The organism is Brevibacillus soli (genome assembly GCF_044759095.2).
Classification (GTDB): domain Bacteria; phylum Bacillota; class Bacilli; order Brevibacillales; family Brevibacillaceae; genus JBIYSM02.
On sequence record NZ_JBIYSM020000037.1, the window covers coordinates 1 to 24,303 of the forward strand.

At 48.7% G+C, this 24,303-nt stretch carries 31 protein-coding genes; all 31 read right to left on the bottom strand.

Going from position 1 to position 24,303, the window contains the following annotated elements; genetic code table 11:
• Nucleotides 1-195 precede the first annotated feature (195 nt).
• The 31 genes from ACE99V_RS15000 to ACE99V_RS15150 all read right to left on the bottom strand — a co-directional run bounded on the left by ACE99V_RS15000 (nt 196) and on the right by ACE99V_RS15150 (nt 24,300).
• A complete protein-coding gene (locus tag ACE99V_RS15000; RefSeq protein WP_400489323.1) occupies nt 196-537 on the bottom strand; it encodes a YolD-like family protein in 342 nt (113 codons plus the stop codon).
• 216 nt (nt 538-753) lie between these two features.
• A complete protein-coding gene (locus ACE99V_RS15005) occupies nt 754-984 on the bottom strand; it encodes a LexA family protein (protein WP_400489324.1) in 231 nt (76 codons plus the stop codon).
• A gap of 322 nt (nt 985-1,306) precedes the next feature.
• Nucleotides 1,307-3,607: a S8 family peptidase gene (locus ACE99V_RS15010; RefSeq protein ID WP_400489412.1), complete on the bottom strand. Its 2,301-nt coding sequence runs from the start codon at nt 3,605-3,607 to the stop codon at nt 1,307-1,309.
• A complete protein-coding gene (locus ACE99V_RS15015; protein ID WP_400489325.1) occupies nt 3,607-4,719 on the bottom strand; it encodes an AAA family ATPase in 1,113 nt (370 codons plus the stop codon). The genes ACE99V_RS15010 and ACE99V_RS15015 overlap by 1 nt, the downstream gene beginning before the upstream one ends.
• A gap of 179 nt (nt 4,720-4,898) precedes the next feature.
• Entirely contained in the window at nt 4,899-5,207 is a 309-nt protein-coding gene (locus tag ACE99V_RS15020; RefSeq protein WP_400489326.1) for a hypothetical protein, read from the bottom strand.
• Nucleotide 5,208: 1 nt separating this feature from the next.
• On the bottom strand, nt 5,209-6,111 hold the full coding sequence (locus ACE99V_RS15025) for an N-acetylmuramoyl-L-alanine amidase (protein WP_400489327.1): 903 nt from the start codon (nt 6,109-6,111) through the stop codon (nt 5,209-5,211).
• A 1-nt stretch (nt 6,112) separates the two neighbouring features.
• The gene (locus ACE99V_RS15030) at nt 6,113-6,559 is read right to left on the bottom strand and encodes a phage holin family protein (RefSeq protein ID WP_400489328.1); all 447 of its coding nucleotides are present in this window, start codon (nt 6,557-6,559) and stop codon (nt 6,113-6,115) included.
• An 86-nt stretch (nt 6,560-6,645) separates the two neighbouring features.
• On the bottom strand, nt 6,646-6,783 hold the full coding sequence (locus ACE99V_RS15035; protein ID WP_400489329.1) for a hypothetical protein: 138 nt from the start codon (nt 6,781-6,783) through the stop codon (nt 6,646-6,648).
• Nucleotides 6,784-6,809: 26 nt separating this feature from the next.
• The gene (locus ACE99V_RS15040) at nt 6,810-7,166 is read right to left on the bottom strand and encodes a hypothetical protein (RefSeq protein WP_400489330.1); all 357 of its coding nucleotides are present in this window, start codon (nt 7,164-7,166) and stop codon (nt 6,810-6,812) included.
• A gap of 13 nt (nt 7,167-7,179) precedes the next feature.
• Nucleotides 7,180-8,217, bottom strand: a complete 1,038-nt coding sequence (locus tag ACE99V_RS15045) for a hypothetical protein (RefSeq protein WP_400489331.1) — start codon at nt 8,215-8,217, stop codon at nt 7,180-7,182.
• A 17-nt stretch (nt 8,218-8,234) separates the two neighbouring features.
• Nucleotides 8,235-9,599, bottom strand: a complete 1,365-nt coding sequence (locus ACE99V_RS15050; protein WP_400489332.1) for a phage tail-collar fiber domain-containing protein — start codon at nt 9,597-9,599, stop codon at nt 8,235-8,237.
• A gap of 4 nt (nt 9,600-9,603) precedes the next feature.
• Entirely contained in the window at nt 9,604-10,167 is a 564-nt protein-coding gene (locus tag ACE99V_RS15055; protein WP_400489333.1) for a phage tail protein I, read from the bottom strand.
• Entirely contained in the window at nt 10,160-11,281 is a 1,122-nt protein-coding gene (locus ACE99V_RS15060; protein ID WP_400489334.1) for a baseplate assembly protein, read from the bottom strand. Before ACE99V_RS15060 ends, ACE99V_RS15055 begins: the two co-directional genes overlap by 8 nt.
• Complete coding sequence (locus ACE99V_RS15065; protein ID WP_400489335.1) at nt 11,278-11,601, bottom strand: GPW/gp25 family protein; 324 nt, start codon at nt 11,599-11,601, stop codon at nt 11,278-11,280. Before ACE99V_RS15065 ends, ACE99V_RS15060 begins: the two co-directional genes overlap by 4 nt.
• Entirely contained in the window at nt 11,598-11,975 is a 378-nt protein-coding gene (locus tag ACE99V_RS15070; protein ID WP_400489336.1) for a phage tail protein, read from the bottom strand. Before ACE99V_RS15070 ends, ACE99V_RS15065 begins: the two co-directional genes overlap by 4 nt.
• 39 nt (nt 11,976-12,014) lie before the next feature.
• Nucleotides 12,015-12,287 carry a hypothetical protein gene (locus ACE99V_RS15075; protein WP_400489337.1) on the bottom strand — a complete coding sequence of 91 codons (273 nt, stop codon included), beginning with the start codon at nt 12,285-12,287 and terminating at the stop codon, nt 12,015-12,017.
• The gene (locus ACE99V_RS15080) at nt 12,269-13,285 is read right to left on the bottom strand and encodes a phage late control D family protein (RefSeq protein ID WP_400489338.1); all 1,017 of its coding nucleotides are present in this window, start codon (nt 13,283-13,285) and stop codon (nt 12,269-12,271) included. The genes ACE99V_RS15075 and ACE99V_RS15080 overlap by 19 nt, the downstream gene beginning before the upstream one ends.
• Nucleotides 13,282-13,497: a tail protein X gene (locus ACE99V_RS15085; protein WP_400489339.1), complete on the bottom strand. Its 216-nt coding sequence runs from the start codon at nt 13,495-13,497 to the stop codon at nt 13,282-13,284. Before ACE99V_RS15085 ends, ACE99V_RS15080 begins: the two co-directional genes overlap by 4 nt.
• Nucleotides 13,490-15,655 (bottom strand): phage tail tape measure protein, encoded by a 2,166-nt coding sequence (locus tag ACE99V_RS15090; RefSeq protein ID WP_400489340.1) that lies wholly within the window; start codon nt 15,653-15,655, stop codon nt 13,490-13,492. The genes ACE99V_RS15085 and ACE99V_RS15090 overlap by 8 nt, the downstream gene beginning before the upstream one ends.
• Nucleotides 15,656-15,768: 113 nt before the next feature.
• Nucleotides 15,769-16,092: a phage tail assembly protein gene (locus ACE99V_RS15095; protein WP_400489341.1), complete on the bottom strand. Its 324-nt coding sequence runs from the start codon at nt 16,090-16,092 to the stop codon at nt 15,769-15,771.
• 10 nt (nt 16,093-16,102) lie between these two features.
• Nucleotides 16,103-16,624, bottom strand: a complete 522-nt coding sequence (locus ACE99V_RS15100; protein ID WP_400489342.1) for a phage major tail tube protein — start codon at nt 16,622-16,624, stop codon at nt 16,103-16,105.
• Between the two features lie 19 nt (nt 16,625-16,643).
• Nucleotides 16,644-18,098, bottom strand: a complete 1,455-nt coding sequence (locus tag ACE99V_RS15105) for a phage tail sheath family protein (RefSeq protein ID WP_400489343.1) — start codon at nt 18,096-18,098, stop codon at nt 16,644-16,646.
• Nucleotides 18,098-18,385 (bottom strand): hypothetical protein, encoded by a 288-nt coding sequence (locus ACE99V_RS15110; RefSeq protein ID WP_400489344.1) that lies wholly within the window; start codon nt 18,383-18,385, stop codon nt 18,098-18,100. Before ACE99V_RS15110 ends, ACE99V_RS15105 begins: the two co-directional genes overlap by 1 nt.
• Complete coding sequence (locus tag ACE99V_RS15115; RefSeq protein WP_400489345.1) at nt 18,372-18,851, bottom strand: hypothetical protein; 480 nt, start codon at nt 18,849-18,851, stop codon at nt 18,372-18,374. Before ACE99V_RS15115 ends, ACE99V_RS15110 begins: the two co-directional genes overlap by 14 nt.
• Nucleotides 18,848-19,405 carry a phage tail protein gene (locus ACE99V_RS15120; protein WP_400489346.1) on the bottom strand — a complete coding sequence of 186 codons (558 nt, stop codon included), beginning with the start codon at nt 19,403-19,405 and terminating at the stop codon, nt 18,848-18,850. The genes ACE99V_RS15115 and ACE99V_RS15120 overlap by 4 nt, the downstream gene beginning before the upstream one ends.
• Complete coding sequence (locus ACE99V_RS15125) at nt 19,402-19,731, bottom strand: hypothetical protein (protein WP_400489347.1); 330 nt, start codon at nt 19,729-19,731, stop codon at nt 19,402-19,404. The genes ACE99V_RS15120 and ACE99V_RS15125 overlap by 4 nt, the downstream gene beginning before the upstream one ends.
• On the bottom strand, nt 19,728-20,096 hold the full coding sequence (locus tag ACE99V_RS15130) for a hypothetical protein (RefSeq protein WP_400489348.1): 369 nt from the start codon (nt 20,094-20,096) through the stop codon (nt 19,728-19,730). The genes ACE99V_RS15125 and ACE99V_RS15130 overlap by 4 nt, the downstream gene beginning before the upstream one ends.
• A gap of 14 nt (nt 20,097-20,110) precedes the next feature.
• Complete coding sequence (locus tag ACE99V_RS15135) at nt 20,111-21,154, bottom strand: major capsid protein (protein ID WP_400489349.1); 1,044 nt, start codon at nt 21,152-21,154, stop codon at nt 20,111-20,113.
• Nucleotides 21,155-21,171: 17 nt separating this feature from the next.
• Nucleotides 21,172-21,552 (bottom strand): head decoration protein, encoded by a 381-nt coding sequence (locus ACE99V_RS15140; RefSeq protein ID WP_400489350.1) that lies wholly within the window; start codon nt 21,550-21,552, stop codon nt 21,172-21,174.
• Nucleotides 21,552-22,625, bottom strand: coding sequence for a head maturation protease, ClpP-related (locus ACE99V_RS15145; RefSeq protein WP_400489351.1), 1,074 nt, complete (start codon nt 22,623-22,625; stop codon nt 21,552-21,554). The genes ACE99V_RS15140 and ACE99V_RS15145 overlap by 1 nt, the downstream gene beginning before the upstream one ends.
• Nucleotides 22,626-22,668: 43 nt before the next feature.
• Entirely contained in the window at nt 22,669-24,300 is a 1,632-nt protein-coding gene (locus tag ACE99V_RS15150) for a phage portal protein (RefSeq protein WP_400489352.1), read from the bottom strand.
• Nucleotides 24,301-24,303 lie beyond the last annotated feature (3 nt).

Genomic DNA, 24,303 nt, shown 5'->3' on the forward strand with positions numbered 1-24,303 from the left:
AGTTTGAAATTGAGGTCATTCCGAGGTTCCCGATTTAACCCGGGGCCTTTATGTATATATCGTCGCGATGTGTACTGGTATAACTCTTGATGATCTACCCAAATTACTTATGATTCCCGATTTCACATTTTATTATACCCACATTTGATTTTCAAAAGAGGTCGGACAATTAACGTCCGGCGCTTTTTTTCATATCTATGCTCTAACCCCAGTAATTTTGTCCAGGTCAATCCATTGGATACTCTCATCATTGGCAAGCTTGATTTTGCGTGAATTCTGGTCAATCCACTTGATCACGCCCCACATGCTACAGAAGGTACCCAGATTCTCCTTTACCGGTTTCCACCATGTCACGGTTACTGCGTAATCCTCCCGCGCCGAGTCCCTTATGAGATAGTGGAAGTTCGCCAGCTCATCTTCTTCAAGCGTTGGTTGCGGCGAAAGTTTCTGATCCTCCTTGAGCTGCAAGTACAACTCCCTTTGCTCAGGCAAAACGAATCGACTTGCGGCAAATATGTTTTCTATTTTGCTTGCCATCTGAATGTATCCTTCCTTTCCCATGCCTCCAGGAGTGTTATCTCATCCGGTCTCATGCGATCCCATTCAATATATTCTTCTCGGGCGAGTAAGTCTAAGACTTCCATAACGCCCCCGCGGGATCGCCCCGTTTTCACACATAGTTCATCGACAGTCGGCAACCGCCGGCGGCCAGCTGAAAAATTCGCGATTATACGTAGAACCTTTCTTTCAATATCAGACAGCAACGTCCTCATCCTCTACAACCTTGATGGTTCGCGGAAAAGACGGCTCCCAGGTGATCAAGCCAAGCAGCTTTAGGTTTTCGAGGTGCCGGTGCATCGAACTTGATGATCGCAGGCCGACCATCTCGCACAGCTCACGAATACTTGGTGCGTATTTATTTTTTTCGGTATACTCCATGATTGCTGCCAAAATGGATTGCTGTCTTTCAGTTACTCGTTGCATGCTTATGCCCCCTTCTTTTGATCTGCAGGATATATAGCAAGAATGTTATCGATAGCGAAAATACGGGGAGCACGCCTTTCCAAGCAAAATGCTTTTATCCGATTCCCCTCGATTGCTCGCAAGCGGAGCGTTCGCTTACTCGTCTGTCCGAAACGATCCAGATAGATGACATCAACGAGCTGTCCGGCAGCTAAATACCTCTGTAAATCGTGCAGCATGTCGCTCACCCTTTCAAAAATAAGAACGTCCGTTCCCTTATTATATGCGAACAACATGCGAACATGCAAACAAAAAACCCCTCTTTTGACGAGGGGCTTCCGAACTACTGAATAAGGATTTCGTTTCTGGCCTTTACTTGGACCATCTGTAATTTGTTGTATTCGCGTAAAGTTTCATCGTAAGCATTGCCCTGATAATCCTTATAATGAACAGTTACAACAATCGCATAATGGAAAAAATCACCGTTATTCTGAACATTTCGATCCATCGCATGTAGTACAAGATAAGGAGAATCAAGTTCACTATATTTAAATGATGAGACATCCCGTTTCACAACCGCATCCCACTTGAAATTTGCTCTTCTTTGCTGCTCTTTTTGATACTGATTACCCGATTTTGTCCATGGATAATTATTACGTACCCATCCTTGATCTAACAGTGCTTGAACTTCTTTCTCTTGCGTTACAATATTGAGCTTAGCTGATTTTTTCCCAGTTGTAACACCTTTCGGCGCTTTGAAAACATAGGTATTTACATTCGGATAGAATGTGTCTTCGATGCAGTTTGTCGTATAATCCTCAGTGTGAATACCATTCGGTGTAGTTGCAATTGCAATTGTCCACCTTATATCGACACGACCTTTATAATCAAGCCCTTTTACCACCGGAACCTGGAGCTTTGAATACTGCTTAGGAAGCATTTGTTGCTTATACAAAACCGTCACTTTGTTTGGAGCACAACCCAATATCTCTTCAACAGTTTCTGGTACAACACCATACCCCAAGTATTTATCGTATTTCTTATTCGGGTGGTTTGCGCTGTGAATGAGTAATGCTCTAGCAACAAGCGGGCTGGCAACACCACATCTCCCAATAATTTCCGCCGCTTTAGAAGCTACTAAGGGTGCGGCAAAGCTTGTCCCAGCATCGAACATTCTATTAACCCCATCATAACCTACTAGATGAAATGGATTTTGTTCGCATCCTCCGAACGCAACCACATCTGGTTTTACTTTACACCCTTCTCTTCCTTCTCCTATTGAACTATAGGGAGCTCTAACGATTTCGCTAGGAGAATCAAAAGTATAGGCACCTACCGCTAAGTTATTGATGGTATCGGAAGGAGCCTGAATTCTCCGTTCTTCCTCGTCAGGATGATCGCCATCATTTCCAACTGCCACCACAAAGAGTCTTTCACCTTTACCAGTTAGCCTGTCAATTACATAAGTGAACCTTGAGATGTAATCATCCTCAATGGCACCTTCTGGTCCAATTGATAAATTAAACACCTTGATATCTTCTCTTTTTGGAACATGTTCCTCAATTGCATCAATTACTTCGTAAAGATCAGGGTCAGTAGGATCAGATAATGGAAAAACCCGAAAACTTTCGACAGAAACTGCTGGTGTAGGTAATGCTTGACTCGACTTATATTTTTGTAAATTGCCATATAAAAGGCTTCCCGCAACTGCGTTCCCATGCTTCATAAATTCAGTATCTTCATCGCTGGCGACAGCGTCTTGGTTCTTTACAAAGGATTGAAAGTATGAATTTCTGTCATCTACTCCACCATCGAACATACCCACGATGATTGATGATTTAAGGCCATCGACCGGTGTATTCGGCATTGGAATGTTAGTAAGACTCCGGCTAACTTTCGGTATTCCTCTAAATCGAAGTGGATGAGCAGTCCTGATCGGGTTAAAAACAAGGATATTTTGAAGTAGTTGCCGATCCACATACATGCTCATAAATAGAGGTCCAGGATTATAACTTCTCCATTTAAACTTTTCTGGGTTTCCCCCAAACCTTTCATACAACGAAGTGAACTTTTCAATTACCTCATCTTCTAAATCGCCGAAAGGATGCAAGACGAGTTCAACTCTCCCGGACTCCCAATCGTCACCAAAACTATTAAGTAACTCTGTATTATCACCGAAGAAAAAGTCCTCAATAAGTCTTGCTTCATCTACAAATCCTTTAGGCAGTAGTCCCTCCTTTTGATTAAGCTGTCTTTCAAAATATTTGAGGGAGTCATCCGACATCCTAAGAAAAACTTGCTTTCCAATTACTTCTTTTGGTTGATTGTTTTTATCGAGAACTGTAGAGACCCATTTTTTTGACCCTACATCGGTAGCTCCTGCGTGGCGAATCAAAGTGTTAGGATGGAAGGACTTTGCGGTATATCCCGGTAGCATTTTCAGGTTTAATACAACTTCGTTTACTCGGTATGGAACATCAACCGAGCTGATAACCTGCTTGATTTCTTTGATACCGTTGAGAAATTTGTTCCTCGACTCTTCAAATGTAGGCAGGTTTTTTTGTTCAATAGGTGGACCCTGTCTAGGTTTGTCGGGTGTTACATAATGTTCACCATTACCGAGAATTGGCAAAAATCCGTCCATCACTTATTCCGCTCCTTTTCGTCCTTGTCTTTTAGATAATATTGAACAGTCGACGGTGGTTTCCCTAACCAATCAGCTAATTCACGTACAGAAAGTTGAAAACAGTCCCTCGCTACCTTCGAGAATTTCTTATAAAAAATTGTTTCCCTTTTATCTGTGAATGACGCCAATTCTTGAAAAATAATCCGAGTAAGATCTTCGTTTGAGATGATAGCCTTCCGTCTAGCACGTTCCGAAAGCTTACAAACGTCAGCACAAGACAATCCTTCGGTTAAATTAGCTAATATTAATAACAGATTTTTTGTGCGATCATCATTTACATCCTGAAATTGTTCTTGTAACAATTGCAATCGTTCATTTTCACCTGGTAATTCTAACTCGATTGTCCTATCAAATCTTCTCCAAATTGCACGGTCAAGCAACTCTGGGTGATTTGTTGCCGCCATCAGAATTGAATGAGAAGGCCAGTCTTCAAGTTCTTTAAGAAGTACATTAACAATCCTTTTTAATTCTCCAAGATCTGACATGTCATCTCTTTTCTTTGCCACAGCATCAAATTCATCGAGGAATAGTAATGACGGTTCTTGTCTGGCATAGTCGATTACGCTTTTTATGTTTTGACCTGTCTTACCGAGATAACTCGAAATAGATGTCGCTAGGTCTAGGGTGACAAATTTGAGTTTAAACACTCCAGACAGGTAATTTGCTAAGTATGTCTTACCGACCCCTGGGGGACCATAAAGAAGTATGGAAGAAGGCGGATTTAAACCAGCTGCGATAAGCTTAGGCGCTTGCTCCCTTTCAGCGATAAAGTCATCAATCAACCTTTCGACTTTAACAGATAATACTGGCTTATTTACATCTACCGGCTCCTCAACAACTGCTAATGATTTCCTTGATTCAGCATCAAGCGGTCCTCCGTCAATCCCAACTGACCTTAAAGTGTTCGCTCCGATTCCGTGATAAGCCAGTGCATCAGCAATTTCCTTTGCAACGTCAGGGTGACTGTCCTTTAATCGTCTTATCAGACGGGTGCAAATGGATCTAACTGTCCGATGATCGTTATCGAGACTCGCTCGCACAAGCTTTGGAATGTATGATTCTATGCTCATCGCATGATTCCCCTTACAAACGCTATTTTTCGTACACCTACATAATATTATATTATCAACTGTTATTCAATGATTATGTACGAATAAAATCAATGCGACTAATTTGTAATACAGTCAACTCGACTGATTAAAACGAAAAAACCCTCCTCCGGGTCACCGAAGGAGGGCGTCGTTTATTGTCACACCTTTTTCAGTCTACTTCGCAGATAACGATACATCCAAGTCACCAGCCATGCCCACGCGACTTTACCGCCGATCAGCGCGAATCCCGCTTTTATCCGTACTGGTAGCCGGTCGTAACAGTCTATGACGTACCGCTCTCGGTTGAACAGAAAGTCAACAGCGTGCGGATATCGTTGTTCGACCTCCCGCATGAATCGCCCCAGCTTTGGGAACAAGTCTGCAGCCATAGCGAGGGCAACGCAAACAAGCAGGGCGATTACCAGGCCCCACTCCTGCATAAACACCGTTATTTGATCCAACAACATACTACACACATCCTTTCAGCTTCACGGTTTTCGTTTCCCCGTCCCACTCCACCATCAGGCCTAGTGCTGCGGCGATCTCCTGTGACCAGGCGTAACCGGTCCCACCAATAATCTTCAGGCTGGCCAACGCCTTTCCATTGAGTGTCACGGTCTTGCTGGCGTCATGCCAGCCGACGACCGCTCCCTTCCCTACAGCCTCCGCCACCGCACGGACCGGCAGAAACGACTTCCCGTCGCTAAGGATTCCACGGACGGCCAAGATTTTTCCGTTTACTTCGATAGCACAAGAGTTATCCACATTCACCTGCTCTTTTTGTGAATTGTCTGTGGATTCGTGAAAAATTACGCCCCAGTACTCGCAGATGGTGACAGCCAGAGCGGTTGCGCACTTTTCTCGGTAGTCCGACGTTTTAAGTAGTGAGCACTCGTCTCGGTTAGTCATGAATCCCAACTCTGTAAGAATTCCTGGGATACCGTGTCGGCCACTCTCCCGGGTAATGTGGAGGTCTGCCCGCTTCACGCCACGATTAGAAAGCCCCGTCAACTCAACGAGCTTCTGCTGAAGGATATCTGCAAGCTGCTGCGCCTGGTCATTGGTAAAAGTCTCGATGCCGTGTGCAGGCCCCCATCCGCTCCCTGCTGCATTGGCGTGGATGGAGACGAGCAGGACGTCATATCCCCGCCGCTTTAACTCCCGTGCTAGGTTGGTACGTTTGATCAGCGGCATGTCCGTGTCGTCGGTTACCGTCAGGCGGGCGTCGATCCCGGATGCCTGTAGCTTCTTTTGCAGTCGTCGGGCAACGTCCCGGTTAAATTCATACTCCCGGAGCAATCCGTCCGGGGAGCGTTTGCCCGGTGTCTCGGCGCCGTGGCCGGGGTCGATCAATACGATCCGTTTTGCCATGTTACTTTGCTGCCCCTTTCTCTTGTAACTGCTCCATCATCTGTTTGAAAAACGCCGGCATCGGCACGCCCAGAACGCCTAAGTTTTCAACGATGCTCAATCCTTCACGGCCAATGTAAAAATATAATGCCAAGGTTCTAAATACCGGCGTCTCATTCCCTACCATCTGATCGCAAAGTACAGCCAAACCGATGACGACCAGAACAACGATCTTGCGGATTCCACCCCAAAACATCACGTCGCTGTTGACCTTATTTCTTTTGACAGCACCAAGAAAGCCGGTTGCGTAGTCGACGATCATGCAGAAAATGAGAAGCTTCAGGGGGGCATCCCACCCGCCGAGAAATGTGCTTATTGTAGCGCCGACAATAGCGACAGCTCCACCAACTGCAGTTTCTTTTTCACTTGATCCGATCGCTGCTGTAACTAACGTGCTTTTGATACTCACTCATCTTCCCTCCTTGGGGCAAAAATGAAGGGGAGACGCAGCTCCCCATGAAAAAACGCCCTCTCTCGTTTTGAGAAAAGACCGTCCTATCGCGGTGTTGCCACGATGTTTTCTTTTTCCTCTTGTGTGATATACCCTTTTGCAACTGCGGTATCCAGTTGCTGCTCTGTGACTGTACCGTTAATCCGGCACATCAGAAAATAGTTGAACAGCCTGCTTGCCATAAAGCATTCCCCCTTTCAAGACCACTTTATATGCCGAGCAGGAAGTTAATGGTTTCCTGCATGGTTATGATTTGGTTTTGCAGGTCCGCTTTAGAAGCTTGTTCAGCACTCAATTGTTGCTTTAGTTGCTCAATATCTCGCTTGAGTATTTCTTCTTCTGTCGGTGGCGTGTCTACGTATTCATAAAAAATTTCCAGTGTATCTGGATGGATGTACCGCATAGCCGTTTTCCCTTCGATTCGCTCGGGGTCGGGGATACCTTCGATAAGGAACCCCTCCGCCTTTTCTTCTTCGCTCAGTCGGTCGGGACTATAGTGTATTCGCTCTAACTCTGCTTTACCGGGCGCGATTACCTTGCCGATAGTTACAAAAATGTTTGACACTATTAACCCCCCTTTAGTCTTGTATCCAGCCTAAAAACGGCTGACTGTATAATGGCATGATTTTCGTAATTAACGGATTATGGTTTTTTGCCGCGTTAACGTCTGCGGTTCCCCCTACGGTGGTAATAGCGGCCATTGTATGCACTATACCGCCACTGCTAGTATTTACCTTTATGATTTTGTTGTGACCGTTGGTGTTGTTTACCCACAGGTAGACATGTCCTTTTCTTACGCCGATAAAGGCGTATCCGGTCTGCGATGCCCCCCCGAAGTTACAACGCCAGACAGTACCGCCACTGGAATTCACCTTGACCAGTTCCCGCGTACTGTTGTCGATACAATAAAAACTCTTGTCAGAAGGGTCTGGAATACAATGTCCGACAGCTCCCGTTGTAGCAAATGACGGGCTAGGCTGGCCTGTTAACGCGCCTGCCGCACTAATATAATTCATAGTCACTCTGCTCGTACCAGAATCAAAAATGGGGAGTGCGAATGTCCCATCAGAAAAACGAACCAGGTGATGCCACATCAAACTAGCATTAGAACCAGCCAATGTAACCACCCATGCGTTTGCTGTGTAGAACCCGTTACCATCCCTCGTACGCTTAATTAATTGTCTATTAGCATGGTTAAACAGATAAACGTCGTAACTTTCATCGACCAGCACAATAAAATGTTGGTCGATCGCCCCGATAGAATCGGTTCGGGTAAGTGCGCCGGTTGTCATGTTCACCTGTCCCAAAAACGTATTATTACTTCCGTCCCGGTAATATATGAATAACTTTGTTTCGTCAGGTGATAGCATTAAAGAATGCTGATTGGCGCCCACAGTGTTTTCGAATAGCTTTTGAGAGATAGGGGCGAATCCGCATAGTTTTTGAGCAGAACTAATAGTCGCCATACCAAAAACAGTACGGTCACTCTTTGATACAATTTCCCGCAAGTTCGAGTCAGTACTACCGTTAAAGCCGGAAAAAATCGGGATGATCGAAGGCTGAATCTTTTTCCCGACTCCCACCCCATGTGCTCTTAAAAGCGAATCCATATCCATAGTTACCACCTCCCTTCTTACGTAATCTGTGTATAGTCTCCATCAGCATCATAGGTTATGGTATACACAAGTGTATTTGCTACCGTAACCCCATCATCTGCGTATCTGGTAATGGTAAGCGTGGGATAATTCCCGTTGGTATCCGGTGTTCCGCTCAAAACAGTGCGCTGAAAACGTGTTGTTCCATCTGCACGATAGTAGTCCACTTGCGTAAATTTCCCGTTAGCATCCTTGCCACTACGTACAACCTTATTCGCTCCCAACAAGTCGAAGCGCATAAACTCTAAGGAAGCTGTACCCATTTTTGCAGACAAAACATAATACGTCCCACTTTCTGAAATTACGTCAAAACGGTCACTCTCCGCGTTCAATGCCGTCCGTTGCCCTGCTGTTTCAGAAAGTCTCGTTCCGTTTGTGAGTCGGATGTCTTTGATGCCTGAAATGATATTATCGCCCATTACCAGGCCACCAGAAAGAGTGCCCCCGGTTTTTTGGAGGTACTGCGTATGCGGGTCGCCTGTGCTGTTGTGATTTCCAGTGTGTAACACACTGTTTCCCCCGACTTGTAACACAGTAAAGTTTGCGCTCGAAAGATTGGCCTTTTCAGTATTCAACTGCTCCAACGTCTTTGTGGGCGCATCATACCAGTTTGCTTTTCCGGTGATGCCCTTGATTACCTTGGCGAACCAAGAAAGAATTTGTGTCAGCGTCCCTGTGTTCGAGTAGGCAGTTGGTGTTGCTTGGTCAATAGTGCGGTTGCCGATAATGGTATCCGTTGCCGCATTGTTTGCCAATTCAGTTGTGCCTACTGCCCCTGCGGCGATCTTGTCAGCAGTGACAGAATCAGGAGCCAGCTTGGCATTGGTGACACTACCATCAGGATGATCCAGGACGGCAGCTGTTTTGTGGTCATCCAATTCTTGCGTCGTTACAAATACAAGAGACTGTTCAATTGTGGCAGTGATATTCGACGCAGTTCCTACAATCGTGACCACATCGATATGCTTCTCGATGATGTCCGGCCCACCACCAGCTGGGATGTACTCGGCGCTTGCCCCGGCGTTCCCATAGCAGTATAAAATCTCTCCGATGTCTGGATCCTCGGCAAATACACCGATCTCACGGAAATAAAAACCGATTGTCACGTCCTCATTGGAAAGAATCGCCCCAACAACCGCCTTGCCGCCTGGTTGGGTTTTCAGCTTGGTGATAGCGAGTGATTTTTTCTCGCTGATCAATCCATTCAGGTCGGCGATGATTTGGCCGCTCAAGTTGCCGTCCCCGACAGCAATTCGATTGAAATTTAACTGCGCACCTGTCTGAGCTTTCGCCTGTAAGGCACGTCCTTTATTGGTTATTTGAAGTCCACCGAAAGCTCCCACTCTATTACACCACCTGTTCCACTGTCATGAATTCACCCATATGCAGAACGTTTCCGTAGTAAAGGTTCAGTTCATCGCCCGCCCGCAGGATGATTGTTTCGAGCCACGATCGTGCATTCTTGACAGAATTGACTGCTTTTGTGAACTCTTCTGCTTGCTCATTTGTCGCAGCGAAGTTGTTTGTGACCACTCGGAAATGATACGGTTGACCACCATAGTCATACCATTCCTCTACCTCACCATCTCCAAAGATCGTGGACACCAACTCTTCTACCGCAGAAGGCGTCCCTTTTCGCCGGTGCCAGGCATCCGAGTTTTTGACCAGCTCTCTTTTCTGCTCGATGGGAAGTGTGACATCGTAGAAGTCAACATGCAGAGACCAGGCCAGTTCGTCCAGCCAGGCATCCTCCAGATCGTCCACTGAGTAGAGAAGTGTCAATTTGGCTATTGCTTCTGTTACCTTTTTCAATTCGCTGTCGATGGCTTGAGCTGCAGCTTTCACTTTTTCATCTGCAAGCAAACTAGGGGGAAGCAACTCCACTAGGGAGATGTTGTGTATATCACGCATCCTCTACGCCTCCGTAAGCGACGGTCACCGTGCCTTCCTTCGCCACCTGCGTCCTGGTGAGAGCAGTAAACGCCGGTGACGTAATCTGCACTCGCTTTGCGCCAGCATTCAGCAGCCGCCGGGTTAGTTCCGATGGATTGATGTCACGACCTAATTTTGAACGCTGCCATACCTGGTAATCAGCCACAGAAGTATTCACAGCTGCTTGGATCGATGCCGCATTGCTTTCGTTTTCTTTCCCGATCCAGTAAGTGAAATCGATGTTGTATGTCACCTGGGCAGGGGCTAACACGGTGACCTGATCGGTAAGAGGTCGCACTTTTTTGTCACTACACTTCTCAAGAACGGCATCAAGAACCGTTTGCGTCGGCAATGCTCCGTCTTTCATCAACGGGCGAATTTCCACCGTACCGGCACTTGGCGAAGACACGGCCACGTCAATAATGTTCGTATCGGCTGTTTTCGCCCAGAATTCATATGCCCCATCCGGACCCGCTACAGAAAAAGATTCGGGAGCGAGATAAATGCGTTGACGGTACTGTTCGTCGGACTCCATTTCTGCGCCGCCTGTACTCTCTGTGGTGTTCGACACACTGGCCAGCCATTGAAACGGATCGACGATGATATTGATTTGTCCAGGCAAAAATCCATTGCCGATTTCTCCCGCCTGGGTGCATTCACACAGCACGTCAGCATAAAGAGCGCCGGAGGGGATTGCCGTGGGCTCGATTGTCGCAAAGAAAATCTGACCATCTGGGCTGACTCTTGTTCCAAGTGGCACAGTCACTGCGTCCGGTCGAACTGTTGATAGCGTGAACCGAACCGTTACCTGAGATTTCTTTGCTTCAATTCGTGGCGTTTCCACCCGCGCGCCAAGGTGGTCAAGAAATCCATCGGTTGCATACCGCAGCAGGTTTTGTTTGGCCGATAAGTTGATCAGCACGCGCTGTTGCACGATAAGATTTCCGATCGCCAATAAAAAAAGCCGTACCGGGTCAGCCGGAAACAGCTTTTTTCCTGTGAGTGCCTCATAACCAGCGATGATCTCGTTGACAATCGCATTCGGATCCGTATCGACAAAATTGATATCCGGCAAAGAATTAAGATCGCTCAAGATGCTTCCCCTCCTTCCACAATTCTGATCCTCACAATCGGCTTTAATTTTCCATTTTGCGCATCCCCCTGAAATGTCACACGGACTACCTCTGCACGGGGTTCGTATTCTCTTAGGGCCGCAACTAATCGGGCAGTAAGTGTCGCCTGTGCCACATGGATAGGTGCATCCACATCGGGGTTCCAAGCAAAATCCCGTGCCATCGGACAAGCAAACTCAGGTGTAGCTAGTAACGTCCGCACGTTTTGAAGAATTTCTGCAGTTCCGGTGGCAGCAAAATCGATTTCTGTTACATCACCTGTCACGTCGAACTCGTTCACTTCTTACCACCGCCTTGTTTTGGATATTCCTTCAGTGTGAGCTTCACTTCGGCGGTAATCAACTTCCCGTTCCCAGTATGGGCTTTGTGCCCCTCGTCCAATGATTCAATAAACCATAGGTTCTGTGTGACCGGCTCGCCGCCGATAATCAGCATCGCGAGCTTCCCGGTGTCGCGCATTGCCCGTAGTCGTTTCAGTTCTGCCTCCGGATTCACGCCATATTGAGCATCAAGTCGAATTGAAAAGCTGATCTCTTCCTGGCCCGGCCCCAAGAATTCGGGCTTCGGTTTTTGCAAGTGGACATCGTGATTCGCCCAACGTGCTGAACCACTCCGGTTAAAATCCTTAAATGTACGAACCTTGTTGATCGACACCTCAAATATTACGTCTCCAAAACTTCCGACTACCCCACATCAACCACCTCCTGCTGCTGGTGGGTCATCTTCTGTATGAAATGCACCGAGAACATACCCGTCCGCATTGCCCACTGCTGAGAAGAGACAGACGACCTGCTCACCCGGAGACACCGGCCACGCTTTCTTCATTACTGGCAACTCGTAGGAAACGACGTCAGACCGATCGGTAAAGGCAACCCTTGCTGCGCCGATTGCGCTATTGACCGAAGAGACGAAGCCGACTCGAATCAGATTCCTCATGATTCCGTCCATCAATACCCCTCCAGACATCTGCGTAGCTCAAGTTTGGTTTCATATCCGCTTTGTTGGCCGTGTGCTGCCTGGGTGATGATATACTTTCCGTCAAATTTACCGAATCCACTCAGGTTCACGGTTAGACCGGCCACGAACCTTGTGTCACCCAACAGGGTTATAGAAAAGACCGTGGCATTCTTGTTCTCCTGCCGAAGCCTCTTTTTTGCTAATCTGATAGCTTCCTTTTGAGAGGAAACCCGCTGGTTGATGACAAGGACGCGGCCTGTTTTCGGAGGCTTTGGAGGCGTATAGGTGTACTTGATCGTTTGTTTTTTCCGTGCATTGTAGTATTCAACACGGCATGCCTTGTACAACCCATTCAGCGACGTTCTTCCTTGGTAACTCTTGATGATCGGATCACCTTTGCGCAGCGTTGCAACAGGGGCCTTCTTTTCGAGGTCTTCCTCGTCAAAGATAACGAGTTGTTTTCCCGTCACCTTCAGACAAAGACCGGCATCATTGCAGAGGCGCATTAGGAAAGCAAGGTCGTATTCGTCCGTTTGCTCAATGCGGTCGTACTCGGGGTCTTCGCTGGTTTGAAACATCAATTTCAGTTTGGCTTTGCTGGCGATGTCCCGGGCGATGACAGACAGGAAGGTTTTTTCCCATGCCCGATTCTTCCTTTCCCCTCGGAGGGAAGAAGACTCGGGAACCGAGATGGCCTTGATTGTGGCAACTGATGGAGGCCCGCCGACCTCGATTTCGTCAATTTCAAACTGACCGATAGGGAGCGTGTTGGTGATGCCGTGCTTCTCCCAATCTTGTCGCATGATCACACCTTGAATCACATTCCCTTTTTCGGGCATCCAGGCACCGCTCCAAAGTTGATTGGTGTCCTCCAGAGTCAACTGCAGGTCATCGGCTTGGCCGCTCAGATTATCCGTATAACTCCAGCTCAATAAGTAAGGCTGCAGGTACGTCGAGATGTCTTTGTTCTCATACTTAACCTGCAGCCATGCTTTTCTTCCGTTCATTCTACCTCACCACTTTTCCATGGCGGGAGTGATTCGCTGATCTGTGTCTTGATCTCCGGAATTGTGAGGCGAACATTTGCGGGGAATATGACGGTCTCACGGTGCTGTGGATTAGCTTCTATGAGTGCTGTCATGAAATACTCACTGCCAAGGGTTTTCTTGGCAATAACGTCCCACATGTCGCCCTGGATGGTGATGTATTCCTTAGGCATATGCTACCCGCCTTCCTTGATGTTGTATCGCCTTCAGCTGATCCATCAGAGAAGCGTTGTTACTCTGCAGGACCGGCTCAATCTCTTCTTTGCTGACGCCGTGAATCACCGGGTTGTAGTGAAGCTGAATGACTGTTCCACCACTGCTACCCATCGACTGCCCTGCCGTCTTCCAAAAGCCCTCGCTGTATTCCCTGTTTTCTTGTGCGGTGAGAACCCTCTCGCCTTTGTGGAGCTCTGCCACGTATCCATTGAACGGTACATACGAAAGGCCGTTAGCATGGGAGCCATCCACTCCATAGTTACGCGCTAGCTTTCTTTCGTTCATCTGACGAACCTGCACCGAGTAGTCCAGCTGGAACTCTTGCAACATAGGCAAGGATGTTCCTGTGAGCTTGTTGATGCCCTCGATAATCCTGTTGGTGGCTTGGATGATATTGTTCGCGCCGGATTTGAAGATGTTACTGATCTTCACCATCGAGTCGCCAAACCATTGGCTTGCAGAGTCCCAGTTCTTGTACAGCACGTAAGCTGCTGCACCCAGTGCAACCACCCCGGCAATGACAAGACCGATCGGGTTAGCCAGCATGGTGAGATTCAGGAGTCTTTGTGCAATCGTCATTCGCTGCGTAGCCGCCGCAGCCAACGTCGTCGCAGTGGTTGCTGTTGTCTGCGCAGCTGCTTGTCGTACAAAAAGTCTGGTAACTTCATTTCCCATTAGCGCCGCCTGAGTCCAAGCGAACTTCAGTCCAAGCCAAGCGATTCTGGCACCGATCAGTGCGGTTGTGCCAATCACAATGGCCTTCGTTGCTGTCGGGTACTTCTCGGCAAATGCTGCCGCGGCTTGCGCTACCTTTGATGCCCCGCCGAATACTTCATTCAGACCAGGCAGAAGAATATTGCCTAAAGCGAAGGCTGCCTCTGATGCGCTATTTTTCATTAGTTGAAGCTGCGCCTCGGAAGTTCGCATCCGGGCATTAAACTCACGATTCATGGAGCCTTTGCGTTTGGCGTCGTTCAACAAAGCGATCTGTCGACGGTATTCGTTCACAGCACCTGACAAAGCTGCTATGTCATCCCCATATTCCTTCCCGAAAAGTCCGGTTGTTACTTCGGCCTGTCGCTCTTTCGGCAGTTTGTTGATGGCATCAAGCACCTTCAGGATGGTACCCTGCGCATCTTTGACCATGCCCTTGTTGATTTGCTTTGCGGACAATCCCAGCTTTTTCAGAGCGTCTTGGAATCGTTGTGGTTGCTGCTCCGCAATGGCAAGTTCCCTGATTAGCGCATTTGTCGCAGTGGCAGCCACTTCCTCAGACTTACCCAGGGAGAGGAAGGTACTCGCAAGCGCAGATCCCTGACCAGCGTCCATGTTTACCTGTTTTAATACGCCACCGGTTCGAAGAAGAACGCCAATAATATCCTTCCCTTTCGAAACCGAGTTGTCGTCCAGATAGTTAATGGTGTCTCCCAGATCGCCAATCTTCTCGATGGGAATTTGCATCACGTTCGCGATCTTACCCATCTGATCGCCAATCTCATCTGCTGGCATTTCAAAAGCCGTTGCCATTTTTGCTGTTTCTCTAGTGAACTGAATGACTCTGTCGCGCGGAACATTCATACGCAGACCGGATTCGACCATTTTTGCCAATTCGTAATTTGCAATTGGCAACTCTCGGCCCAGCATTTGGATTTCTTTTCGCATTTGATAATAAACTGATGTGAGATTACCAGCCTCGTCCCTCGCACCCTCAGCCTGCTTGGCTACGCCGAGCATGGCCGTCTCAAACTGCATGGCAGCCCTGGCAGAAGCGATGAATGGGGTTGCCATTACTGCTGTATCCAGAACCTGCCCCCGTATCTGCGAGGCATGTTGTTGAAGCTCATTTTGCCTTTGGGTCACTTGAGCCAGACGCTGCTGGACTTGCAGGGTCTTCTCCAGTTGCTCTGTCATACGTTGGTGGGCAGCCTGATACGCCTGCGCAGAGATCACGCCTTTTTTGTACTCTTCTTCCAGAGTACGCAGGCCACCTTTGAGGCTCTTTGCATCATTGCCGAGCGTGCGGAGTTGAGAGGAGGCCGAAGCAAATGACCCGGTGAAGGTCCTTGCCAATCGGCCAGCAATATTAAAAGCGATTTCATAAACCTTTCGGGCCATTTACTCGTCTCCTTTCGGCCAAAGTTCAGATGCCGCCAACACCCACTCTTTCAGTTCGAACAGTGGTTGGTTTAACCAAAACTCGACTGAGGTGGTAGTGCTACTTGCCATTTTTAGGACTGCTTTTCGGAACTCTCGGATGGCGTCGTCATGGGTAAGCCCATTCCGTGCAAAAAAATGTTTACCTCTGTAGTAATGCGCATGAAATCCGGAGCAGCGAGATCCAGAATGTCATCGACAATCAGGCCAGAGGCTTTTGCTGCAACCAGTGCCTTTCCTTCTTCCGTGTAAAGGGGATTCACACTCACATTGCCTCGGAGACGTGCTTCTTGTTCGGCTTCTACCAGGTGGCGGCCTTTTAACGTTTCAAGATTCAGCGTGACTTTCCCGATGGTTTGTCCGTCTTTCTCAATCGGTTTGTGAAGAGTAATCTCCATGACAATCCTCCTACAGCCCCAGGGCTTTTCGTGTTTCTTTCAGATAATCGACGCCGTCAATGATGCAGATGTAGTTGAGCTTATCGATCTCAACCACCGTTTTGTCTTCAATTTGGATCTTCAGGTACAGAACCTCAATTTCCGTTGAGCCGTCCGAGGTCGAGTTCTTCGCCAGCTTTCCGAGCTCGTTGTTTGTCGGAGGGCCTTGTACCACAACGCGAATCGGTTTGATGGAATACTTTCCGGTCGCAGCGTCGTAGATTTGGTTGGCCCCACGCAGATCAAGTCGCTGCGCCTGTTGTCGAGACAGTTTCACTTGATCGCTTGTGACTGTCCGCCAGTTCAGCCCGACCTTCATGCTTTGGAACTGGCCGAGAGTTGGAGATTCGAACTCACCGGCAATGCCTGCTCCGCTGACCGTTTCGGTCAAAGCCTGGAGGGCAGGTAGCGTAACCTCTACCACGCCCAACAGGTCATTTGTTCCATCACGATAAGCCCTGAAGTCATTCAGTCTTTCGGGAATTTTGTTCATCCTTCATTCACCTCCGTTATTAGGCAGCAAACAGTGTGCTGAGGTAGTTGACGTCGAACTCAAGAGTGAATTCCATGTCTTCAGCTGGTACCGGCGGTGTCAGATAAACATGGAAACGAACCTTACCATTCAAGAGTTCGCTTACAGGGTTTTCCTCTTGGCGGAATTCGACGCGACCGCCCAGGAGAGCTCCCCTTGCTGTCAACCCATTCAGCCAGATGTTCAAACTGTCGACGACTGTATCGATCAGTCGCTTGTTCGTTGGATTGTCGACGTATTGCCAATAGGTAAGGATGATGGTGTTACCGATCCAGTTGAACATCCGACGCACAGGGATGAAGGAGTCCTTCACGTCCGTATTGCCCGGATATGCTGCTGTCCGGTTCCCCCAAAGCTTCCAACCGCCAATATGATTCAGCGCTGTTACGATGCCTTCGCCATTCAGATAATTGGCCTGATCTGGCCCCAGAGAAACCTCTTCCTCTGCTCCGTTTACTGCCCCGGTCGCTTGCAGGCTTTTATTGGACGGGCTTACAAATGGAATGTCATCGTTTTCTGCGTCCGTTTTGCACGTTACACCTGCAAACTGCGTAGACAGGTGATAAATTTCCTCACCAAGAGGAACCTTTGGCCAGCAGACGACTTGCAGAGAATCGGTGTAGTTGTTTGTGTTTTTCCACGAAGGAACATCTGTGTAAAGATCCGCTGCAGAAGAATCTGCATCGGTGACGGCGATCGCTTTGAACAGACCGTTGATGTTACCTGCTTTGGCTTTCATCACGGCTGCGACTGCAGGGTTATGGCTCCACCCTGGCGCTAAGATTTGACCGGGCACAAGACGGAATAGTGGGAACACCTGATTGATGAGTTCCAATCCTGTAGCTTTCCCGGTCGTTCCGTCCACACCGCCGATAATATCTGCGCTGGTGACGTCAGACGGGTCAAGATGATCATAGGTGACAGTCAAGTTGGCCTGACCGCCTGGGATCGCGCCGCCAGTTAGCGCTGTAATGATCACGTTGCCCGAATCATCAAAAGACGCGGTATAGTCGGTACCCTTAGTCAATGGCTGTCCGGCAGAATCGAGTTTCACCACCAGCGTATTCAGAAGAACACCCTGCTGAGTGATCTTTGCGACCTTGTTGGTCAAAGGAATGACGCTGTCGGTAACGGTATTTTTATCTGTCTCCGGGTCCAGCACGTTCACGAACACCACCGGAGCTATTTTGAACAGTCGGAAGTGCGACTTCATAAACTCGCAAAGTGTGAAGCTCTCCCAATCATCAGAGTAGCCGAGTGCTTTCACCGCCTCTTGGTATGTGTAGACCAGGACTGGTTTGTTCACATTGTCCTGTGTCTCCGCTAGGTTGATTGGCGCTGTACCAAAGACAACGGGGAGTCCGGCGCTCGTTTTGACAGGAGGAAGGACTGAGGTAGGAACCTCATTAACGGATGCACCATGTTGATAGGTCACTACTTAACACCTCCATAAAAGTGCTTTTTCACTTCGTTGTACCAAACACTTTCCGCTGATCCCGCAGTGTTGATGGCCTGCAAGGTTTCCGAAAGGGATTCAACCGGCACAAACAACTGCTTTGCAGCAGGGCAGTCTTCAAATTTCTGCTCAAGGTGTTTTGGCAAGCCACCACGGTACACCGTGAACTGATTCAGCAGGCCATTCGGCAGGTTTGGTCCGCAGTAAATGAGCGACCCGGCTTGTTCTGCTGTTGGTTTCTTACTCGTTTTTTTAACCGAAGACATCTTTCAGGTAGCCTCCTTCTTCTTCCGTTTGCGGAATCACAACCTGCACAGTCAAAAGCGCCATCCATTCAGGGAAGGGCTGCTCCTCTGGAAGCTGTGTTTTCATCGGCTTTTGGACACGAAATCTTTCCCCGATGATCGGTTGTTCCAGCAAGGCTTGTTTGATACGAGTGACAACGTTCATGCAATCACGCCAGCCGTTTTGCTCATCCTCGCTGTATGTGCCGGCGATGATCCGCACGCTGGCAATGTTGCTTTCGTCGGTGTCATCATCTTCCAGGTATCGAACGATCACATAAGGGAAATCCGGCGTCTCCTGCCTTTGCTGTGGCTTCTTCTCTTCCAGATAGCCACCAATCACCTGTGGAGACTTTCTGATCCCCTTCACATTCGACTCAAGGTCAAAATTGGCGACAACCGGTTCGATGAACTTGATCAGTTCGTCCACCAAAAGATTTGGCGTCATTCTTTGGCCTCCAGAATCCGTTTTATTTCATGATCGAGACGTTGATCTAACCGATCGGCAGCTTTTTCTTCCACCCACGCGGACACCCTCGGGGCCCCCAGCATCTGAGGAACGGAAGGACCGTACATCTGGTCAATTGGGAAACGGGACTTGCCTGCGCGTTTGAACACGCCGATGTGTCCGCTTTTCATCCTCGCCACAAACGCCTTTTTGATCGGGCCACCCTCACCACGTTTCACACGAACAACGACCGCAGCCTTTCGTTTCGGTTGCGGTCGTTTCGGTGTGACACGGAATTTCGGTAGAGCCATTACCGACCCGCGAGACAATACCATCGCAGAGGGATCGGAAGACGTCGCCCGATAGATTTTGATGGTGTTGATGACATCCTTGTGGGTGATGTAGTAAGTCTCCCTGACTTTTCTTGCTGCTTCGGTTCTCGCCGAATCTGCCGCACGGTTAATGGCATTCGCCATGGCCTTCGGCGCTGCTCCAGGAATATGCCCCAGCATGCGTTCTGCCTGGTCAATCTGCTCGACGTTTAGTTCAATCATGACCGATTCGCCTCCAGGGTGATTTCCAGAATCCCCATCTGCTCATTGCAGTTGGCGACAAGGTACAATTCATCGTCCAGGTATAGGCGTTGCCCTATAACGGGGCGCTCGCCCAGATCAGACAAGCGAGCATACACCGTTATTTGTTCAATGAACACCCCAGCAGCCGCGTGGTACAAATCTGCAGGCATGCGCTGCCTACCTTTCAACAGGTCCGCGTCAATCAACACCGGAATGTCTTGGCCGTTGACGTTATGGACCTCGGCAAACTCATCCATGTTGATGAATACGCCGAGGTCTTTTTGGATCTCATCCTTGAAACTCATACCGACATGCCGGTATTCGGACCATTTTCGTCCGCTTCACCGCCGCTTGCTTGTTGCTCATACCACTGCGTGTACTGTTGGACGCGTTGTTCTTCGTTGGAACCAGACTCTATCCCGAATCTTTGGAGGATTGTTTTCTGTTCGGATGCTTTTAGTGCCGTAAATTGCTCAATAGTGAGGAGATCGGCTTTGACAGGAGCCGGTTGGGTATTTCCTGGTGCTACCGCATGCCCTTGCACAAACTCACAATGACCGGCATCGACCAGCTGCTTCTCGGTTTTCTCATCAAGGTCCGAAATGAGTTCACCGGGCAAGTAAATGCCATGCCCGGTGTTTACTCTAAATTTCTTAACGACTACCGCCATATTCGTTCACCCCGTTACAGAACTTTGGCGACGAACCAGTCGTCTACATCTTCCGGTTTTGGAACCGGTCGACTACTAATCCGCAGCAGGCGTTGTTCGTTTTCATCGTCGGCCCACGATTTCGGGATCCGTGTTCCTTCGTAGGTAACAAATTGGCCTCCATCAAGTTGGGTAACAGCCCCATACAGGAATTCACCCATATTCGGACGCGCCAAGATTACGTGATCATTAGGAATCATCGGGTACTCGGTGCCGTCGTCATCCAAGTACCAATCGTTATACGTATATAAGTCCAGACCCAGTTCATTCAGACGGCCTATAAACGTCAGGGCGTCGTCCTTAACCACCGGATTCAGCGTGATTAAGTTCGAGTTAAACTGTTTCAGTTTCTCTTGCACGTCTGCATCCTTCAAGAATTCATCAGCAGCATCCTGCCCAAAGATGACCATCGTTGGAGCTCGTCCGGATTTTTGAATAACTTCCAGTCTCCACCGTTTGAGATCAGCAAGTTTCGTGGATGTTCCTGCATCCCAGAGTGCGGCACCAGAAAGGATTTCTTTGTTGGTGAAACCGTAATCCAAGGTTTGCTCAACGTAGTTGGTGTTGTTCCTGTCGATATATCCCTTCATGGTGATTTTGCCATTGATCAGCAACTCGCGGATCATCCACTCTTCCCGGCGGGTGATCATCTCATCAAGTTCGTTCATATCGCGACCAAGAAGTTCTGCTTGTCGAGCTTCTGGTGTTCGTTGACTAAAAATATTCTCTCCCATCCCGCGAATGACCAAATCGTCAACGGTAATTTGTCGCTGCGGAGCAATCTTTGGCGCAGCGTATTTGTCTGTACGGTACCCTTGACGATCCATGGTAATACCTCCAACGCGGGGCGCTACGAACGGAGCCATTTTTCGTTTGCCCTTTTTGAAATCCAGCAGAACTTCTTCCGTCACAAAGGTTTGGAAGCCAGGGAAGAATGTTTTGCGGAAAAAGGTGTTCAATGGCAGCATTTTTTGAATAGCCGCCAGAAGCGTTTGTGTACGGTAAATGTTCAGGTTCACGATAAATCCCCCTTTGCTTAGTAAGGAATATTGTCTTTCAGGAAGATGCCAAGCTCACGAAGTCTCGTCTCATGTATGGCCGCCGTATCTGTGCCGCCAAAGATCAGGGCAGAACGGTTGAATGTTCCAGCGCTGTAAGCTGTCGCAACTACGTTTCCAGACGTAGTATCGACATCGTCCGTCAAGATGCAATTTGACGTTTGGCTACCGTCCGTTTGACCGCTATCCACCTTTACGGCCAACCCTGAAGCAGTAATAATACCAAGCACGGTACCACGTTTCAGAACGCCCTGTCCGGATTTCAAAGTGACGGATTTGATTTGAATGTCTACACTCGGCATACTGAAAAGGTTGTCATAAGAAACCGAATCAGCTTGTTGGGTGTACAGGTTGTCCATTAGCGTCCAGCCTCCTTGTTTCGTTTTTGGTTAGCCGCAGCAGCGATGACATCCAATATTGCGTTTTCTACTTCCTTCGGGGTGTTTTCCAAAGGTTTCGTACCAACGTCATCAACGCAAGCGTTCTTCAGTTCTTCTTCGCGGCTTTCGTTGTATTGCCGCCCTTTTGCCGCATCGGCTTTCAGGGCTTCGAACGCCAAGTTTTGTGCAGTCATGGGGGTTTCGTATTTGGCCTTTGCCACCAGAGAGCTATCGATTGTCGCTGAGATTTCATCGATTGCTTTTATACGCTCACGCTCTTTCGTTTGAGCCTCCTCTTCCAATTGGTTGCAAAGGTCTGGAAAGCGTTTTTTCAAGTCATCCAGATTTTTGATTTCCAACTGTAGTTCCTCCTTTGGTTTGGCGTTTTCAATTTTTGGCACTGCCGGTATGTGGGATGAGGTACTCAATGGTGCACGTTTGGTTGGCATCGGACGCGATTGGAAAAAGCTCAGGTCATGTGCAATGGAATTGACAACAAGAAAGCGACCATCATTGGTTGCGGTCGCCTCTACATCTTCGTCAAACATAATTTCATCGACAAACCCTTCTTCCTTAGCCTCCTCGGCCGTCATCCACGTTTCATTGCTCATCATTTCGGACAGCTCTGCCCGATCCCGGCCAGTTTTGTTGACGTAAGCGTTCAGGATGCTTTCCTTAACTGTATCCAGTACGCTCGACATCTTCTCCATGTCCTTCGTGTTGTAATAGCCGTACAAGACGAACATCGGGTCGTGAATCATCAGCAGGGCATTGGATGGAGCTTTGATGGTGTCACCCGCCATGGCAATGATCGTCGCTGCACTCGCGGCCACGCCGTCGATGATGACCGTGACGTTTGCTGCGTGGCTCTTCAGCTGGGTGTAAATCGCGTTCGCTGCAAACACGTCGCCACCGCTTGAGTTCAGGCGAACCGTTAACTTCTTGATGGTCCCGAGCGCCTTCAGATCTTCTGCAAACTGTTTCGGATAAATCCCCTCGGCTCCGTCACTCCACCATGGTTTTGTCGAGGCGATGGGACCGTAAAGAATCAATTCCCCTTCCTCTTCGCTGATGTTTTTGATTTGCCAAAACTTATCAACGGTGGGTGTTTGTTTCATCCTCGTCTTCATTTCCTGTATTCACCCCCTTTCCCTCTTCGGTTTGCTGAATGGTCAACCCGGACTCTTTCATCAGCTGAACCTCCCTTGATAATTGCTTGATATTTTGGTCAAAGTCGCCTCCGGTCAATTCGATCGTCTCGCGCTCTCGGGTAGACAGTCCAAGGGAGATCCGTTTCTCTGCAGCTGAAACCTCTTTCAGTGGATCCACTTGACCTGGAGCCGGACCGTTCCACTCCGCTTTCGACCATGCGCGACGAATCGTTGGATCTACAAAAAATCCTGGCGCCTTTACCCGCCCGATAGCGACGGCCTCGGCTAACCACTCCTCATACACCGGTTGGCAAAACTCTTTGGCCATCCAGGCGCGACGAACACGAAACATCTTCCAAGCCTCGAGTAACGCTGCTCGTGACGCGCTATAGCTGGATTGGAACGATTTTTGAAGCAGCTCCTGTGGGATCTCCAGAGCTGCCCCGATATACCGGCAAAGCGCACTCACAAAGGCGTCAAATTGGCTGTTTGGCCGGCCAGGGTTTGCGACCTCGATCTCTTCGCCTGGTTCCAAGACGTTAATCGCGCCCGGCCCCATTTCGTAAACAGTTGGTTCTGAGTGAGCGACCTTCTGTTCTTCCGGAATCATGCTGCCAAACGGATTTTCACTTGATGGTCCCTGCGATTTTACAAAAATCGTGAACATGCCAGCCACCACCGAAGCCATCAGTTCCGCTTCGGTGTACCGGGTGATTTGTTTAAGTGACTCGATCACTGGTGCCAAATACGGAACTCCACGTCGTTGTTCGGCACGTTCAGCATCGATAAGGTGCAAGATATTGGGACGTCCAGTTTTGCTACCGAATGCCTCGATTCGCACCCATTCTCTTGGCTTTGCGGAATCCAATCCAGTAGTGATCGGGTATACATTCGCCACCCAATAGCCAACTGTAGTTCCGACATTATCAATTTCGACTCCCGACACAATTGCATTACCGTTGTCCGGGTTTTTCCCTTCCACCCCAGCGCCAATCGTCATGCTCGCCCAGGGCGTTGAAATGCGGTCGGCCTCTATCAGGTGAAGTCGAAGCGAATAGGGCATCCATGTTTCCCGCTTTGCCCGCTTGAAAATAGCAAAGGCATCTCCGTTCAAGAGACACCCTAAAAAGGCAATGGCCTGCAGGTCGTAAAAATCATTCATCCGCAGCGCATCGCAGTGTTTACTTTCGGCCCACAACAGAAATTCTCGCTCGACTTTCTGCTCCCATTCGTCCGCTTGCTCCTCGCTAATCCCTAAAAACTTCGCATCGATACGAGGTTTCAGTTTGAGTCCGGGGCCGATGACATTCGTTTTCGATGTCCGCAACGCCGCGGTTCCGAGTGGTGCATTCATGAACAAGTCCCGTGAGCGCGCCCGCAACGTTGGAAGATTCAAGTCAATATCGTCTTTCGGGCTACCGGCGATCGCCGTCCATCCGCGCATACTTTTTTTGCTATGAGATGCGCCGCCTTCGTCATAACCGGAATTTACGATGTCGAGCATTTTTCTTGCAGCCACCCTGCGAGCAGCCGCAGCCGGCGAAAAATAAGCAATTGTCCGATCTAATAAATTCATGAT

What these genes read in the sequence shown, in the direction of transcription:
- ACE99V_RS15080 (WP_400489338.1), bottom strand. Translation starts at nt 13,285, where the DNA reads ATGAACGGAAGAAAAGCATGGCTGCAGGTTAAGTATGAGAACAAAGAC.
- ACE99V_RS15130 (WP_400489348.1), bottom strand. Translation starts at nt 20,096, where the DNA reads ATGGCGGTAGTCGTTAAGAAATTTAGAGTAAACACCGGGCATGGCATT.
- ACE99V_RS15090 (WP_400489340.1), bottom strand. Translation starts at nt 15,655, where the DNA reads ATGGCCCGAAAGGTTTATGAAATCGCTTTTAATATTGCTGGCCGATTG.
- ACE99V_RS15125 (WP_400489347.1), bottom strand. Translation starts at nt 19,731, where the DNA reads ATGAGTTTCAAGGATGAGATCCAAAAAGACCTCGGCGTATTCATCAAC.
- ACE99V_RS15150 (WP_400489352.1), bottom strand. Translation starts at nt 24,300, where the DNA reads ATGAATTTATTAGATCGGACAATTGCTTATTTTTCGCCGGCTGCGGCT.
- ACE99V_RS15085 (WP_400489339.1), bottom strand. Translation starts at nt 13,497, where the DNA reads ATGCCTAAGGAATACATCACCATCCAGGGCGACATGTGGGACGTTATT.
- ACE99V_RS15075 (WP_400489337.1), bottom strand. Translation starts at nt 12,287, where the DNA reads ATGTCTGGAGGGGTATTGATGGACGGAATCATGAGGAATCTGATTCGA.
- ACE99V_RS15120 (WP_400489346.1), bottom strand. Translation starts at nt 19,405, where the DNA reads ATGATTGAACTAAACGTCGAGCAGATTGACCAGGCAGAACGCATGCTG.
- ACE99V_RS15095 (WP_400489341.1), bottom strand. Translation starts at nt 16,092, where the DNA reads ATGGAGATTACTCTTCACAAACCGATTGAGAAAGACGGACAAACCATC.
- ACE99V_RS15035 (WP_400489329.1), bottom strand. Translation starts at nt 6,783, where the DNA reads ATGGCAAGCAGGCTGTTCAACTATTTTCTGATGTGCCGGATTAACGGT.
- ACE99V_RS15020 (WP_400489326.1), bottom strand. Translation starts at nt 5,207, where the DNA reads ATGTTGTTGGATCAAATAACGGTGTTTATGCAGGAGTGGGGCCTGGTA.
- ACE99V_RS15010 (WP_400489412.1), bottom strand. Translation starts at nt 3,607, where the DNA reads ATGGACGGATTTTTGCCAATTCTCGGTAATGGTGAACATTATGTAACA.
- ACE99V_RS15115 (WP_400489345.1), bottom strand. Translation starts at nt 18,851, where the DNA reads ATGACGCCAAATCTTTTGGTGGACGAACTGATCAAGTTCATCGAACCG.
- ACE99V_RS15015 (WP_400489325.1), bottom strand. Translation starts at nt 4,719, where the DNA reads ATGAGCATAGAATCATACATTCCAAAGCTTGTGCGAGCGAGTCTCGAT.
- ACE99V_RS15045 (WP_400489331.1), bottom strand. Translation starts at nt 8,217, where the DNA reads ATGGATATGGATTCGCTTTTAAGAGCACATGGGGTGGGAGTCGGGAAA.
- ACE99V_RS15110 (WP_400489344.1), bottom strand. Translation starts at nt 18,385, where the DNA reads ATGTCTTCGGTTAAAAAAACGAGTAAGAAACCAACAGCAGAACAAGCC.
- ACE99V_RS15000 (WP_400489323.1), bottom strand. Translation starts at nt 537, where the DNA reads ATGGCAAGCAAAATAGAAAACATATTTGCCGCAAGTCGATTCGTTTTG.
- ACE99V_RS15100 (WP_400489342.1), bottom strand. Translation starts at nt 16,624, where the DNA reads ATGAACAAAATTCCCGAAAGACTGAATGACTTCAGGGCTTATCGTGAT.
- ACE99V_RS15005 (WP_400489324.1), bottom strand. Translation starts at nt 984, where the DNA reads ATGCAACGAGTAACTGAAAGACAGCAATCCATTTTGGCAGCAATCATG.
- ACE99V_RS15025 (WP_400489327.1), bottom strand. Translation starts at nt 6,111, where the DNA reads ATGGCAAAACGGATCGTATTGATCGACCCCGGCCACGGCGCCGAGACA.
- ACE99V_RS15140 (WP_400489350.1), bottom strand. Translation starts at nt 21,552, where the DNA reads ATGGACAACCTGTACACCCAACAAGCTGATTCGGTTTCTTATGACAAC.
- ACE99V_RS15055 (WP_400489333.1), bottom strand. Translation starts at nt 10,167, where the DNA reads ATGCGTGATATACACAACATCTCCCTAGTGGAGTTGCTTCCCCCTAGT.